This is a genomic window from Streptomyces sp. NPDC026515, assembly GCF_055567595.1.
This window is the reverse complement of sequence record NZ_JBVHQD010000046.1, coordinates 1-14031: the sequence shown is the minus strand read 5'-3', so window position 1 is coordinate 14031 and position 14031 is coordinate 1. Positions and strand designations below refer to the sequence as shown.

Below are 14031 nucleotides of genomic sequence, written 5' to 3'. Positions count from 1 at the left end.
CCCCAGGTCATCTGTTCGACAGGGGGGAACAGCCATGCCGGGCCCGGAGGCCAGCGGCCCTCTTGCAGGACCGCGGAAAACATAACGGGGGAGCCGATCGCCGCCATTCAGCAGGAGGTGCGAGCTCTTGTCGGCATGCCGCGACTTTTCACGTCCGACCACCGTTGCCCTGTGCTCACCCAATCGCTGGAACGACTAAGGTGCCGGGCGATGAGGGAAGATCGGCTGTGGACGCTCACGGCGACCCGTAGTGCGCCCGTCGACGGCTGCGCCCCGTCTCGCCCGGAGAATCGACGGAGGCTCACGGCAATGCGAGGTGCCAGGTCAGGACTCACGGCCACCGCATGATCTCCCGGGGCACAGCCCTCGGCGACCAAGCGGTGGCCGTTACGCTATCTGCCTGCCTGCCTGGCTTCGGCTACGACCTATTGGGTCGGATCCTCAGAAGGTGAGGCTCCAGCGCTGGAGATGGCCCGGGTCCCAGGAGTTGTAGATGCCCGGGGTGCCGTCGGTGACGCGCAGCTTCCAGGTGCCGACCTTCGTGACCGCCGAGGCGTCGACCGTGTAGGTCTCGTGCAGCTCGGGCACGGGCTCCCAACTCGGTCCCCAGGGCTTGACGGGAATGACGGTGCCGTCCGGGCCGATCAGGTCGATGATCATGAAGTTGCTGAACTGGTGGTCGAGGTCGACCGCGACCTTGAGGTCGCTCGGGGCATGGCCTGGCTTCCCCTGGACGATCAGCGGGGACTCTGCCTTGCTCTCGAAGGGGATCAGATATGTGCTGGGGTTGACGAAGAAGCGCCCGCCGGATTCAAGAGAGGTCCAGGTGAACGAGAGCTTTCGGGTGTCCCCGACCGCGTTCCTGATGAGGATGACCGTCTTGTAGTCGCCGGCCTTCTTGGGCGTGCCGGTGATCAGGCCGGTGGTGTGGTTGATCGACAGGCCGAGGGGGAGCTTCTTGGCGGAGTAGGTCAGCGGCCCCGGCCGGGTGCTGGAGGCGCTGAACTGGCGGCTGACCGGCTGGCCGACAGCCACCGGCTCGGTCGGCGGTGGCTCCACGGCGATGTGGTTGACGAAACGGTTTCCGACGTTGACGGCCGCCCAGGCGTTGGCAACGGCCTCGTAGGCGTTGCTTTGCGAGCCGTAGAGGTCGGCGGCGGCCTGGAGCGTCGCGGTCCGGGCGCCCGCGTAGTCGCTGGTGCTGGTCATGTAGACGGTGAGAGCGCGGTACACCACGTCGGCTGCGGCGGTCCGTCCGATGCCCGCCACCGGCAGCTTGTCGTATGTGGGGCTGTCGTAGTCCACGCCGTTGATGGTCTTCTGCCCGCTGCCCTCGGCAAGCAGGTAGAAGAAGTGGTCGCCCACCCCGGCCACCATGTGTGGTTCTTGCGACTTCGCCTTCGGCGTCCAGTAGTCCAGGGGCGCGTAGCCGACGGAGCTGATGCCGGCCTTGGAGGGACGGTCCATGTAGCGGATGGGCTTGCCGTCGCCGTGCAGGTTGTCGAGCTCGGCCATCGTGTAGTCGGGCACGTCGTTCGGGTTGTCGGCGTAGAACTCGACGGCGGCGGCCATCATGTCGCTGATCGCCTCGTTGAGGCCCGGAGATTCACCGAAGTCGCCCAGACCGGCTGTGGAGGAGGTGACTCCGTGCGTCATCTCGTGCGCGGCGATGTCGAGGGACGTCACCGGATGCTGGCCGTCCGCGCCGTCACCGTAGCTCATGCAGAAGCAGCCGTCCTGCCAGTTGGCGTTGGCGAGAGGGACCCCTTGCTGCGATTCGTAGTGGACTCGGGAGGAGCTGCCGCGGCCGTCGTCGGCTATGCCGTTGCGGCCGAAGCGGTCGTTGTAGAAGTCCCACGTCGTTTGCGCGCCGTATGCCGCGTCCACCGCCGCGGTCTGGGGATTCGCCACCGTCCCGTCGCCCCAGACATCGTTGTCAGCAGTGAACAGCACCCCGTTGGAGTTGATGCTCGAGTCGAGTGTCCGGTGGCCACCGTGCTCCGGGTCGATCAGGGCGTAGGTGCCGTCATCCTGGCGAGTGGAGCCGATCGTGACCTGCCCGCTGTAGAGACTGTTGCCCTGTGCGGACTCGACGTGTTCGGAGTTCTCAAGGGTGGTTCCGCTCGCGGCGTCGGTCACGACGTGACGTTCGCTCGGGGATCCGTCCTGCTGCACGCCGGTGACGACGGTCTCCCAGGCCAGCTTCGGCCGGCCGTCCATCATCCAGACGACCTGTCTGGGGGCCGTGTGCGAACCCGCTCTGCGGGTGCCCTTCGAAGTGGCCTTGTTCAGGGCCGACTTCTTTGCCGTGGCGGCCGGCACCTTGGCCGTGGTCGTCGGGAGAGTCAGCTTCGTCTTGGTTGCGTAGGTGACGGTGTGGGTCCCTTGCCGCTGATGGACCACCAGGTCACCGCCGATCACGGGCAGGCCGGCGTAGGTTCGCTCGTAGCGGGTGTGAACCGTCCCGTCGGCGTCCCGGATCACGTCCTTCGGGATCAGTTTCTCGTGGGGGCCGAGATTCAGTGAACGGGCGGTGTCCGGTGCCGTGTTGGCCGCCTGGTCGAGCAGCTGCCGACGCTGTTCGGGCGACAGGTGAACGGTCCTGGCTTCAGGCCTGGTTGTCGCTTTGATCTGCGGGAGCGCTCCCACAATTCGGGTGTTCCCGGATGCGTCGGGAGTGGACTCGGCGCCCGCCGAGGCGGGCAGGGCTGAGAACGCGAGTGCAGCGGTCGTGATCACCACGGTCGCGGCCAGACGCTGTCTGCGTCGGTGCGAACCCTGTAGGGACGCAGCCCTGTTGCTGGAGGAATTCAATCCCGGGTCCTTCCGTTCGGCCGTCTGTCGATGTCGACGGCCGTTGGTACAAGGAGGCCGGAGGCCACGGTGCCTCCGACTGTGGTTGCAGCGGGAGTGATCGTGACAGCAGGAACTGCCTCTGCAAGAGATTCGTATGGATCATGAACAGATCTTTACCTAGCGGACTTTGGTCATTTTCGATCGGTTTCAGATGTCATGTCAGCCCTGTCTGACGTCCTGTCCGTCGGGTGGCGGCTCGAACAGCCGATTCCTCCGAGCCATGCACGAGCCGTCTCAAGGTCCGCCCCGTAATTGCTGGTCAGGGGCGAGATGCTCGTGTCATGACAGGAGTCGTCAGGATGTCGGGCCACCCCGGAAGCACCTCAGCGGCCTCTCTGTTCGGGGGTCTCCAGTGCGCATACGCCGCCGGGGCGCGGCAGCAGCCGACACGTGTCCGACAGGAGGGTCCTGACCGTGGGCGCCGGTTTCACACCTGCGCAACTGCGCGTTTTACCCCCCCGGCTTCTCCTTGTCATGGTGCACATGTGGCAGTGAGGATGCAGGGCGAGCCGCGGGCGCGCTGGTGCGCCACTCAACTGACGCCCCACTACCGGGCCCGGGCTGCGCCGGGCCGTCGGAGGCACTTGTCCATGCCCTCACATATAGGTCATCGCCTTCGCCGTAGACCCGGCCACGCCGGTCCGATCGCGCTGGTCGCTGCGACGGTCCTGCTGTCCCTCGGCGTGACTTCGCCCGCGCATGCGGACCAGCCACCGATCGCGGGTGGAGACGCCGCGGGACCGACGACGGACACTCCCGCGCTGGTGGACGGATTGGCCGACGCGGTGGATGCGTCCGTGCCTGCTGCGACCGCCGCCCGTACACACTTGGCGGGTCACAAGGATCGCTACCACATTCCCTCACCCGACCGGGACCTGGCCGCCGACGCCGTGACCGCGGACGCCGACGGCGTCGAAACGGTGCGTCTGGACCAGAAATACCGCGGTGTGCCGGTCCTGGGCGCCCAGTACGTGGTGCGCATGACCCACAAGAGCGGGAAGCGGACGGTCACCGGCACGTCCGGCTCCTACTTCACCGGCCTTGATGTCGACACCGACCAGGAGATCCTCCCCACGAAGACCGCCGTGGACGACGCGGTACGGCACGTGCGGAGCGAGCTGGACCGGGGCGGCTACCGTCCCGCCCAGGCCAAGAGCGGCACGGCCGCCCTGTCGGCCGACGACCGGGGACTGACGGTCCTGCCCACGGGCAAGGGCGTCCTGGCCCGCCATGTCACCGTGCGCGGCTCCGACCCCGTCACCGGCACACCGCTGGTGCAGGAGGTGTACGTCGACGCGACCACGGGAACGGCGCTGTTCGAGTCCGGCGGGTTGCCCACCTTCACCGCGCCAGGACAGATCGCGGGCGTCCATTCGAGCGGCACGCCGGTGAAGCAGAGCAGGCCCGACCGATCCGCGGCCGGCTCCGGGTCGGCGAGCACCACCGGTAGCGGCACCCTGCTCAACGGCTCCACTGTGCCGCTGTACCTGACGAAGGACGCAGCCACCGGTGCCTACCTGCTGCGCGACACCGCGCACATGGCAGACACCAAGGAGCACAACGTCATCCAGACCTGGGACGCCTCCAGCCTCTGGTATCAGGATGTCTCCGGGGTATGGCCGGACGGCGTCGTGCCGTTCGCGTCGCCGACCCCCAAGGCCGGACCGGAGCTGACCTCCGCCGGGGCAGTCGACGCACACTGGGCGGCCGGGAAGGTTTACGAGTTCTACCGTGACACCTTTCACCGCGACAGCCTCGACGGCCAGGGCATGACGATCAACTCACTGGTCGGCGTGACCGACTTCGGCAGCCCGTTCGTCAACGCCTTCTGGGACCACACCAAGATGGTCTACGGAACCGGCGACGACGAATACCGCTCGCTGGCCTCCGATCTCGATGTAGTAGGCCACGAGATGACCCACGGAGTGGTCGAGCACACCGCGAACCTCGTCTACTCGGGCCAGTCGGGCGCCATGAACGAGGCGTTGGCCGACTACTTCGGAAACGTCATCGACATCACCGTCAACCACACCGCCATGAGTGATCCGGACGCCGGGCTGATCGGCGGCGACCTGTGCCGCACCCGGACGCCCGAGGAGTGCGCCTTCCGCAACCTCAACGACGGTGCCACGACGGCCCACTTCCTCGGCCTGCCCCTCGGCGCGGCCGGGGACAACGGCGGCGTGCACCTCAACTCCACCATCTTCAGCGGCGCGTTGTGGGACATCCGCGAGAGCCTCGGCGGCGCACTGGCCGACAAGATCGTCTACCGGGCGCTGACCTCCTACATCACCCCGCTCGACGGCTTCGACGAAGGCCGGGACGCGGTCGTCGCCGCGGCCAGGTCGCTCGGTGTGAAGGGCGGCAGGCTGACCGCCGTGAAGGGCGCCTTCGACGCCCACGGCATCGTCCCGGGCTGGGAGAAGAATCTCGGCCTGGACAGCCATGTGCTGCTCGGCAGGCTCGGCACGCTGCCGCAGTACGTGGGCACCGGCAACGCGCCCGGCGCCGGCGGCGGTTGGTGGGCCGTGCCGAAGTCAAGCCCCGACGGAGTCGACCCCTACTCGGTGTGGGTGGGCCGCATCGACGGCAAGGCCCGGCCTCACCGGGTCTCCCCGGACGACGGCCGCAGCCACATGAGTGCGGTCACCGACGGCGAGCACGTCGTCTGGGTGGCGGTCGGCGACGTCCCCGACGACCCGTGGTCTCACACGTACGACATCATGTCGGCGCCGGTGCAGGGCGGTAAGCCGAAGACTCTGTTCCGCGCCCCCTCCGAGGTCACGGGGGTGAGCGTCGACGCCGGAACCGTGACGTGGTCCTTCCGGGACCCGGCCAGCGGGCTGCTGCGGGTCTACTACCTCAAGAGCGGCGCCACCGTCCCGCAGCAGGTGCCGATGGCCCGTGACTACAACCAGGCTTCCCGACCGGCGCTGAAGAACGGGCGGATCGCCTACATCGAGGACGGCCTGTTCGACGGGGCGTACGGGGTCCGGATCGAGATGTATGACATCGCGAAGGGCACGACCGCGGCCCTGGGCACGCCCTCGCAGCCGGAGTGGATCAGTAACCCGGTCATGACCTCGTCGGATGTGTACTGGCTCATCGACACCGACTACACCGACCAGGACCAGACCACATTGCGCCGGGCCCGCCTCGGCGGCCCCGACGGTGCGGTGATCACCGATGTCATCCCGGAGAAGAGCGACCGTGCCACACCGGCCTACGGCCTCGCCGCCACGGATTCCGCGGTCACTCTGACCGTCTACCCCTCATGGGGCCAAGTCTTCGACGACCCCAACGACTCCCTCGCCAAGCTGTACCGGTTCACCCCGGACGGTGCCCCGCTCGGTCGTGTCTCCTGCAGCGTCGGCCAGCAGTCCAACGCGGTGGCCGGCACCGGCAATGAGGTGCTGTGGATGGACACCACGACGACCGACACCGACCTGGTGACCAGGAACCGCCCGGCGGGCACCTGCGCCTGAGCACTCCGTGCGACCCCGGTCCCGTCTTGCGTGCGTACTGCCCACCGGCACACAAGGCGGGACCGGCCGCCCTTCCAGAAGGTATTGACACCCGCCCCAGCAGTCTCGGGATGTCGAGTCCTGCTGGACGACGGTCACCGGCCGGGCCGTCCGCGGTCGGTGTGGCCATCCTCTCGTGCGTGATCGAGAGGCGCGACGGCCGCATCTCCCAGCAGGACGTCGCGCCATGCCGGACGGGAAACGAGCCCGCCCATCGCGCCCGCGTGCTGGTCATCGCAACGGACTGGGGCCGGACCGCCCTGCCCTCACCCACCCGATACATCCGCGAGCCGTCCGTCGCGCTCAACTCGAGCGCCCTCACACCGGGCTCAGATGCGTTCGGGAATGTCATCCGGGAGGTAGCCGGTCGTCTCCGCGCGATACCGAGGGCGTGTTCGCAGCCTCCAAGACGGCCGAGGGCCCGCCATCGTGGCGAGAGCCTCTTGCTCTCATGGCACGCGTCGGTTGTTCGGCCGAGCGGGCGCAGGCCGTCACCGCCGATCCGGTATTGCGGGACGCTGCCGGGGCCGGCGGAACCCGCCCGAGCCGCTGTGCAGCCCGTCCCACCACTGCACGGGAGTATGTGCGCGAAAGCCCTGAACCGGACGCGTTCCAAGGCCTACACTGGACGCCTTGAACGGGAGGCAGCCATGGAGGAGACGTCGCAGTCCGGGCCTGACGCAGTCAAGCCACGGCCCGACTACCCGCCGAAGACGCCGCCCCCTCCGAAGAAGCCGCCGAGCCCGCCGACACCCGACCCATCCCGCGAGGATCTCCTTGCGGGCCTTCCCGTTCCGCAGAACGTCTCACGGACCGGGTTCCCGGTCATGAAGAACCGACGCGGTGCGTCGTGGACGCTGGAGGCGGCCCCGTGGGCGCCGGGCAAAGCCTCCCGATGCGTGAGCGCCCAGCTGTCCCGCTGGCATCTCGCCCCTCCCGCCACGATGGATCAGCTAGTGCGGCTCCTGGCCGCCACCGTCGTCGAGGACGGCGGCCGCCGTATCAGCATCCACCTCTCCGAGCAGGCCCACACTGCGCTCGTGCTCTGCCTGGGACACCAGCAGACCCAGGCAGGTGAGGCAACGGAACTGCTGACCGAACTCCGCGCCCTGGGCGCGGACAGCTGCGGCACCGAGATGACCGCCGACGGCCGACAGGTATGGGCCCTGTTCCCGGTCCACCCCGCCGCTACAGCAGCCAGGAGCACGGCCTGAAGGTCCTCCCACCGCGACCGTCCCGGCCCGCGAACGGAGTCACGCTGACGTACCGAACATGCCGGTCTACAGCGCGGCCACCACCGAGTACGGCCAGCCGGGCACCATCTGATGCTTGCCCTCACCCGGTCCGAAGGTGTGGCAAAAGGCCCGGCCAGCACGGGTGTTGGCGTCCGGCCGCAGCCACGGCGAGACATCCACCGCCAGCACGAGCCGGCCGTCCGCCGCCCTCGGCAATGGCACCCCGGCCAGGGCCCGACGCAGCCGTGCAACGTCGACCCGTCCCTTGTTGAGTCCACCGTACAGAGCCCCGTGCCCGCGCCGGTGTTGGGGCGCGAGCGCGAGATCGACCAGCGTCCGCACCGGCCCGTCCGTGCATAACAGCGCGTCGCATAACTCGAACAGGGCGTCGCCCCGCGCGGTCAGACACGCGTACAGCTCCGACCGGAAGTGTGACACTTCCGCGAACGCATCCCGCAGGACATCCTGATGCACCAAACTCACGACCACGGCCTTCTCCGTGATCCGGCCGCTGTTGTCGAAGTCGGCGGTATGGACCGGGCGGACGTCGAGCTGCTCGCCGAACGCGAACTCGCCCCGCAGGCGGTTGAGTTCGGGACCGTTCACGCTCGTCCGCGAGGAGGCCTCGCGTATGGCGTCGGTCAGCAGGTCGACGGTTGCCCAGGTCGGTGGCGGGGTGGTGCTGCCGTCGGGGGGCGCCACCGCGGCGCAGAGGATCTACTCCGCTGTACCTGGTCCGCTCGCGGCGGACCTCTTCCATCTCCGGGCCGCATCGCGACGGCGTCGAGCGACACCAGCCCGCACGCTGCGCACGCATCGTGCACCACGCCAACCTGTCATCGAACCGCCTGTCGCATGAGCGGCTGCCAGGTGAGCCGTAGCCTTGCTGCGCTCCCGTCGTGAAATCACGACACGCGCAGTGGCCGAGATGCTCCATTTGATATTGCAGCGGCGGCACCCGTGGGTTTTGCCGGCGATTTGCTCGACGCCCCGACCGGTGCCGCTCACTACGGTCCTGTCCGTAGGCGTAACCGCTGAGGCAGGGCCTGTGTAGCGAATGGTGGAACTCGGTCGGTTTTGTTCAGCGGCGTCCGGCGGTGAGCCGGCCGTCGAAGGTGATGTCGAAGGCTTGGAGTGCGGCCTTCCAGCGCATGGTCCAGCGTTTGCGTCCGGTGCCGGTAGGGTCCAGGCTCATGACGGCCAGGTAGACGCATTTGAGGGCGGCCTGGTCGGTGGGGAAGTGCCCCCGGGCCCGGACGGCCTTGCGGATCCGCGGGTTGATGCTCTCGACCGGGTTGGTGGTGCAGACGATCTTGCGGATCTCGACGTCGAACTGGAGGAAGGACACGAACTCCGCCCAGCGCTCTCCCACAGGTGGATGATCGCCGGCTCCTTCTGTCCCCAGGCGTCCTGGAACTCTCCGAAGCGTGCGGCCGCCGCGTTCTCGTTCGGCGCGGTGTAGACGGTCCTGAGCGCCTTCGCGATCTTCTCCCAGTCCTGCCGGGCGGCATAGCGGAAGCTGTTCCGCAGCAGGTGAACGACACAGACTCCCCCTGTCAACCTTCCCGGTTCTGCGCCGTGTCGCGATGAAGATCGCCCCGATTCTGGTTGAGGACATACCGAAGAGCCGCGGGATGACGCCTTACGACGTAGATGACCTCGTCACCGACCGTGACACGCTGCCGGACTGCCATGCCCGGAACCGTAGGCGCCTGTCCGCAACTGCCGAGAGCCGATCGTCGGCAGCGTCACCGTCATGAGCGAATAACCCCGGATACCGAATCCCAGCGAGCCCGAAGCCGGTACTTTGCCGTCCGTCAGCGACATCAGCGGTACTCATCGACGACCCCGGATGTCACTTGATCAGCCTTCAGCTCGGCGGCGACCCCAACGACTACCGCAATCTGTGGGTGGAGCCGACCGACCCCGGCCACAAGAAGGGCTCCGGGGTGAACAACCGCAAGGACCCGGTGGAGACGAAGCTGGACACCGCGGTCCGCGCCGGGAAGGTCTCTCTGACGGCTGCGCAGAAAGCCATCGTCACCGACTGGACCACGGCACTCAGCACCCTCGGCCTCGACTGAGACGTCATCTCATTTGTTCGGTCTGTCCCTGGGGAATAGCGCGAACGTCCACAGCCGCCAGTGCCTGGCGCCCCTCCGCACCGGGCTTTCGACCAGGGGTGTCCGTCTGCCGTACTGCAGTCCGGCTTCTTGTCGTTGGTCGGGTTCCCGTTCGCTTGGGTGGGTGCTGGACGGCGAGCCGGCCACCTGCCTGTGTGCGTGGCCGACTCGTGGCATCAGTGCGGCGTCATCATGCCTGCTGGTGGTCACTTCGCCTGAGCGAGCCGGACCGCGTCGGGACCGGCCGGGAATCGCAGCTGGCCGGTCATGTCGTGCACGGCACGCCACACTGTCTCGGCGACGTCGCTCTCCTTGGTGAACAGGTCCTGGCTCGTGAAGTCGCCCATGGCCTTCTTCGCCCACGGTGCGTAGGGCGCCGGGACCAGCTCGTCCAGCGAGGCGCCCTTCGTCGCGTTGGCCGCGAAGTTCGTCGTCAGGCAGGCGCCCGGCTCGACCGTCTTGGCCTGCACGCCGAAGGGCGCGAGCTCAAGCGCGAGGGATGCGGTGAACCCCTCGATGGCCATCTTGCTTGCCTTGTAAACGGTCGAGAGTGGCATGTGGCCCAGCACCACACTGGAGGTCACGTTGACCACCACGCCGGAGCCGCGCTCGCGGAACTGGGGCAGCACCGCCTGCGTCGTCGCCATCACGCCGAACGTGTTGGTTTCGAAGACTTCCCGCACTCGGGCCATGGGGGTGCCCTCGAACACGCTGATCGATGGGACGCCCGCGTTGTTGACCAGGACGTCGATGGGCCCGGCCGCCTCGAACGCAGCGGTGATGGACTCGGGCTTGGTCACGTCGAGGTCGACGACGCGGAGCCGGTCCGACGCGGGCAGGACGCCCGCACGCGGCGTGCGCATCGTGGCGATGACGTTCCACCCCTGCGCGTGGAAGTACAGGGCGGTCTCCCGCCCGTATCCGGATGAGGCACCAGTGATCAGGACTGTCTTCATGCTGTGCTCCTTGCGATGTGGTGGGATCCGCGGATGGACAGGCATTTTCCTGCTCCGCGGAAGAACTCGTGATCCCATTGAATCGCTCTGACCTGCACAAGTAGTAGAACTATCCTCGCTTCCTCTTGCACGATCCTCCTCCAAGATGCAACCCCGCTCAGGGCAGAACGCCCGCGGGAGTGCCTGCGGTGTGTTCCGCAGGCGGGCCGCGTCCCGGCTCGGGGGTGCGCCGAACTGGCGCCTGTACTCGCGGCTGAACTGCGACGGGTTGTCGTAGCCGACGCGGTGGCCGACTCCGGTGACATCGCCCGGGTGGGTGGCGAGCAGCAGCCGTACGGGTGCATGCGGAGCATGCGCCTCACGAACGCACCTGCGTGGATGACATCTGTCTGAACTGGCCGCGTGCGGGCGGGTCGTTGCGTATCACAGCGCCAGACGGCCGTCTCACTGCCGAGACGACCGTCTGCAGGGCCGACTCATCGCCTCCTCGAGGGCCCTGGCAGCGCTACTGATTGTATTGAATTGCTGGGTTCGGACCGTAGACAGAAGGCCATTTAGCCGTGCCAGCTGAGCAACGAGACCGCACAGCGAGGCCGTCGGGCAGGACGCCCGCAGCTACGGCCGTCTTGTGTATGAGCTGGAGGTCGCCGCCGCGTCGAATCCCAAGTCCGACCAAGGCCCGGACCAATGGCCCAGGCCTCACTCGTACCCCGACCACAGACCCAACCGAACTGGTCAGCGAGCACGCGTCACATCCGGTGTCGATTACGACATAACCAAAGGGTGAGACTGTCGCCGCCCTGTGCGGGCACGCCCTTGTTCTTGCGTGACAGTCCCGTCAGGGTCGGCTCCAGCCTTTCGGTGCTGTTGCCGTCTGAATTCTTTCGTCCAGAGGAGTCCGGAGAACGCGGGCGACTGTGTATCCGATCGCAATGATGATCGGAGGGGCGAAGAAGGCCATGGTTTTTGCGGTTTGTGAGAGTGGCGAGAGCTGTACAACGAGGCAGAAGGCGCCGCCGGAGACCATGCCGGAGGGAGCGCCGAGTTCATCCGGAATCCCCTGGAGCCAGACTGCGCGTGCTCGTGACAGATGTTTGCCGGCGGTCCGCACGGCGTAGCAGGACCCACTGGAGGCGAGAGGCACTGCGTAGCGGAAGCCGTTGATGAGACGGTTAAACCAGGGCGTAGCGTCGCTGCGCAGGATGTAGTGAAGTTCAGCTGAACACTCGTCACGTAGATGCCGAGATCTGTGCCGCGTGCCGACAAGGGCGAGACGTAGGACTAGGAAAGGCAGCCGGAGGGCCGTCTGGCCCTTCGCATCCATCGCCCACTCGTACGCGATCGCACCGATGAGAGCAACGCCTATTGCCCCGCCGGCCCATAACGTGATGTCACTGGTCACGGTCCACCCCGGGCCAGGCTGCACGAAGCCGCCGGTAGTCACGGACTACGGTGACCGTCGCGTAGGCGAGGTAGTAGAGGGCAATGGCGACGCATAGGACTTGGATCCAGCCCGCTTGAAAGTCCAGGAACGACTGGACCGCCATTGCTGACATGCCCCAGGCGCCCACGAGCGGGATCCGGCTTTCCTTGATCGCCTGCCGGATGAGGCCAGGCCGGTCGCTGCCCGCCTTCGCGGTACTGCGGGCGCCTCCGAGGGCGAGGGAGACCGCGTAGCGGAAGCCGTTAGCGAGGCGGCCGATCCGGGGGGTGCTTTCGTCGCCGAGGGTGTGATGGAGTTCGGCGACCCACTCGCCGTGCAGGCGCTGCCATTGGGCCCGGCTGATGGTGATGCGGGCCAGGTAGAGGATCAGAAACGGCAGACGCAGCGTGATCTTGCGTGTGGCGGCCATGGCCAGTTCGTAGATCACGGCTGCGACCACAGCTGCGATGAGTGCCGTGCGCCAGGCGACGAAGTCCTCGCCGAGAAATGTCGGGCTAGCCTCGGTCCCGGAAGCCAGGAGGGTCACGTCCTGTGGGATGTTCACGGTGGGTCAGGCCCCCTCGGCGCCCGCGCCGGGCAGCCACCCCGGAGCCTGCACAGGGGGCCGGGACCGTTCGCTCAGCTCGGTGAGTTCGAGGTGAGCGGCTCGCGCGCCGTCCCCGGTCATCGTGTAGTAGCGGCGGGCCGGCCGGCCTTCTTTGGCGGGGTTGATGTCTTCGGTCTCGCCGGTGATCCAGCCTGCCCGTTCCAGCCGGGTCAGCGCCGGATAGAGGGTGCCGCTGGAGACGCGGGCCTCTTTCATGAGCTGCATACCGTACCGGGGAGCGTCAGGGTCGGTGAGGAACACCTGAAGCAGCCTCACGACAGCAGGCGTGAGTTTGAAATCCATGGCGCAACCGTACACCCCACTGTCGCTACCCGATATAGGTGTTAACTGCATTGATGTCACCCGACATAGGGGGCCATGGGTCGTGGTGGCCGGTGAACTCACAGCAGGTCCCGGCCCCGGAGCAGAAGCCGCCGACGGTCTGCGGCCGTGCCCCGGCTCCCGTGCCTGCGTGCTGCCATGCCCGACGCTGTCACTCTCAGTCAGTGAACTTGCTGAATGTCTCCTGTTTCCTGAGTTCGGCAAGCGCCGACCTTCAAAAAACTTGCCGATTCTGCCAACTTGCCAAGCCTGGGAAATTTGGCAGAATCGGCAAGTTTTTCAGTTCTGGCAGACTTGTCGTGCGATCATCGCAGCCATGGACCTACCCGCTGAGACTCCTGATGACGTGCTCGCTCAGGGCATCGAAGCCCTCCAGAAGCTGCTCGGCGAGGCATGGGAAGTTTTCATCGAGCCCCAGCCGCCACTCTCTCTGCATGGTGACGAGGGCTGGGATGCGGTCGTGCGGATCGCGCCGCACGGCGACAACTACTTCACGGAGCTGCTGGTCGATGTCCGTGATCACCTGACCCCTAAGGGAGTGGTGCAGCTCGGTTCGACGGCGGCTCTGGTGCGGCGGCTCAACAGCAACGCGGCCCTGATGGTGTTCGCGCCGTGGATCAGCCCGAAGACGCAGGAAGAGCTCCGGCGGCGCGAGATCGGTTTCCTCGACCTGACGGGCAACGTCTCGCTCAGGACCAGCCGGCCGACCGTCGTCATCCACACAAAGGGAGCGGGACGTGCTCCTGCCAGCCACCGGCCACCATCCAGCGGCAAGCCCCTGCTGACAGGTCCCCGGGCAGGCCGCCTCATCCGTGTGCTGGCCGACGCCAAGCCCCCTACCGGGCGACCGAGCTGGCCAACTACTCGGACCTGAGTCTCCCGTACGTGTCACGTCTTCTCGACGCCCTCGAAGACCAGCTGCTGATCGGACGCGACGGCAGGACTGTCACCTCGGTCAACTGGCA

Annotated in this window: 8 protein-coding genes and 4 pseudogenes; 4 read left to right on the top strand and 8 right to left on the bottom strand. The window is 67.1% G+C overall.

Features of this window, described 5'->3' with window-relative positions; translation table 11 throughout:
- Nucleotides 1-441: 441 nt before the first annotated feature.
- Nucleotides 442-2742, bottom strand: coding sequence for a M4 family metallopeptidase (locus ACZ4O3_RS43700; protein ID WP_467727958.1), 2301 nt, complete (start codon nt 2740-2742; stop codon nt 442-444).
- Between the two features lie 911 nt (nt 2743-3653).
- On the opposite strand from ACZ4O3_RS43700, the gene ACZ4O3_RS43695 reads away from it, so the two are divergent.
- Nucleotides 3654-6341, top strand: a complete 2688-nt coding sequence (locus ACZ4O3_RS43695; protein ID WP_467727957.1) for a M4 family metallopeptidase — start codon at nt 3654-3656, stop codon at nt 6339-6341.
- A 938-nt stretch (nt 6342-7279) separates the two neighbouring features.
- Nucleotides 7280-7594, top strand: a complete 315-nt coding sequence (locus ACZ4O3_RS43690; protein WP_467727955.1) for a hypothetical protein — start codon at nt 7280-7282, stop codon at nt 7592-7594.
- 69 nt (nt 7595-7663) lie between these two features.
- On the opposite strand, the pseudogene ACZ4O3_RS43685 reads toward ACZ4O3_RS43690, so the two are convergent.
- The 3 pseudogenes from ACZ4O3_RS43685 to ACZ4O3_RS43675 all read right to left on the bottom strand — a co-directional run.
- Nucleotides 7664-8098, bottom strand: a pseudogene (locus ACZ4O3_RS43685) (transposase); the annotation flags it as partial.
- Nucleotides 8099-8113: 15 nt separating this feature from the next.
- Nucleotides 8114-8317 (bottom strand): annotated as a pseudogene (locus ACZ4O3_RS43680) (replication initiator); the annotation flags it as partial.
- Between the two features lie 379 nt (nt 8318-8696).
- A pseudogene (locus ACZ4O3_RS43675) lies at nt 8697-9160 on the bottom strand (transposase); the annotation flags it as partial.
- 314 nt (nt 9161-9474) lie between these two features.
- On the opposite strand from ACZ4O3_RS43675, the gene ACZ4O3_RS43670 reads away from it, so the two are divergent.
- Complete coding sequence (locus ACZ4O3_RS43670; RefSeq protein WP_467727954.1) at nt 9475-9699, top strand: hypothetical protein; 225 nt, start codon at nt 9475-9477, stop codon at nt 9697-9699.
- 245 nt (nt 9700-9944) lie between these two features.
- On the opposite strand, the gene ACZ4O3_RS43665 is transcribed toward ACZ4O3_RS43670, so the two are convergent.
- The 4 genes and pseudogenes from ACZ4O3_RS43665 to ACZ4O3_RS43650 form a co-directional block, all read right to left on the bottom strand.
- A complete protein-coding gene (locus tag ACZ4O3_RS43665) occupies nt 9945-10694 on the bottom strand; it encodes an SDR family oxidoreductase (protein WP_362725558.1) in 750 nt (249 codons plus the stop codon).
- A gap of 189 nt (nt 10695-10883) precedes the next feature.
- Nucleotides 10884-10988, bottom strand: a pseudogene (locus ACZ4O3_RS43660) (AraC family transcriptional regulator); the annotation flags it as partial.
- Nucleotides 10989-12085: 1097 nt separating this feature from the next.
- Nucleotides 12086-12682: a hypothetical protein gene (locus ACZ4O3_RS43655; RefSeq protein WP_467727952.1), complete on the bottom strand. Its 597-nt coding sequence runs from the start codon at nt 12680-12682 to the stop codon at nt 12086-12088.
- A 6-nt stretch (nt 12683-12688) separates the two neighbouring features.
- Nucleotides 12689-13027: a PadR family transcriptional regulator gene (locus ACZ4O3_RS43650; protein ID WP_467727950.1), complete on the bottom strand. Its 339-nt coding sequence runs from the start codon at nt 13025-13027 to the stop codon at nt 12689-12691.
- A gap of 355 nt (nt 13028-13382) precedes the next feature.
- On the opposite strand from ACZ4O3_RS43650, the gene ACZ4O3_RS43645 reads away from it, so the two are divergent.
- A complete protein-coding gene (locus ACZ4O3_RS43645; RefSeq protein WP_467727949.1) occupies nt 13383-13940 on the top strand; it encodes a hypothetical protein in 558 nt (185 codons plus the stop codon).
- Nucleotides 13941-14031 lie beyond the last annotated feature (91 nt).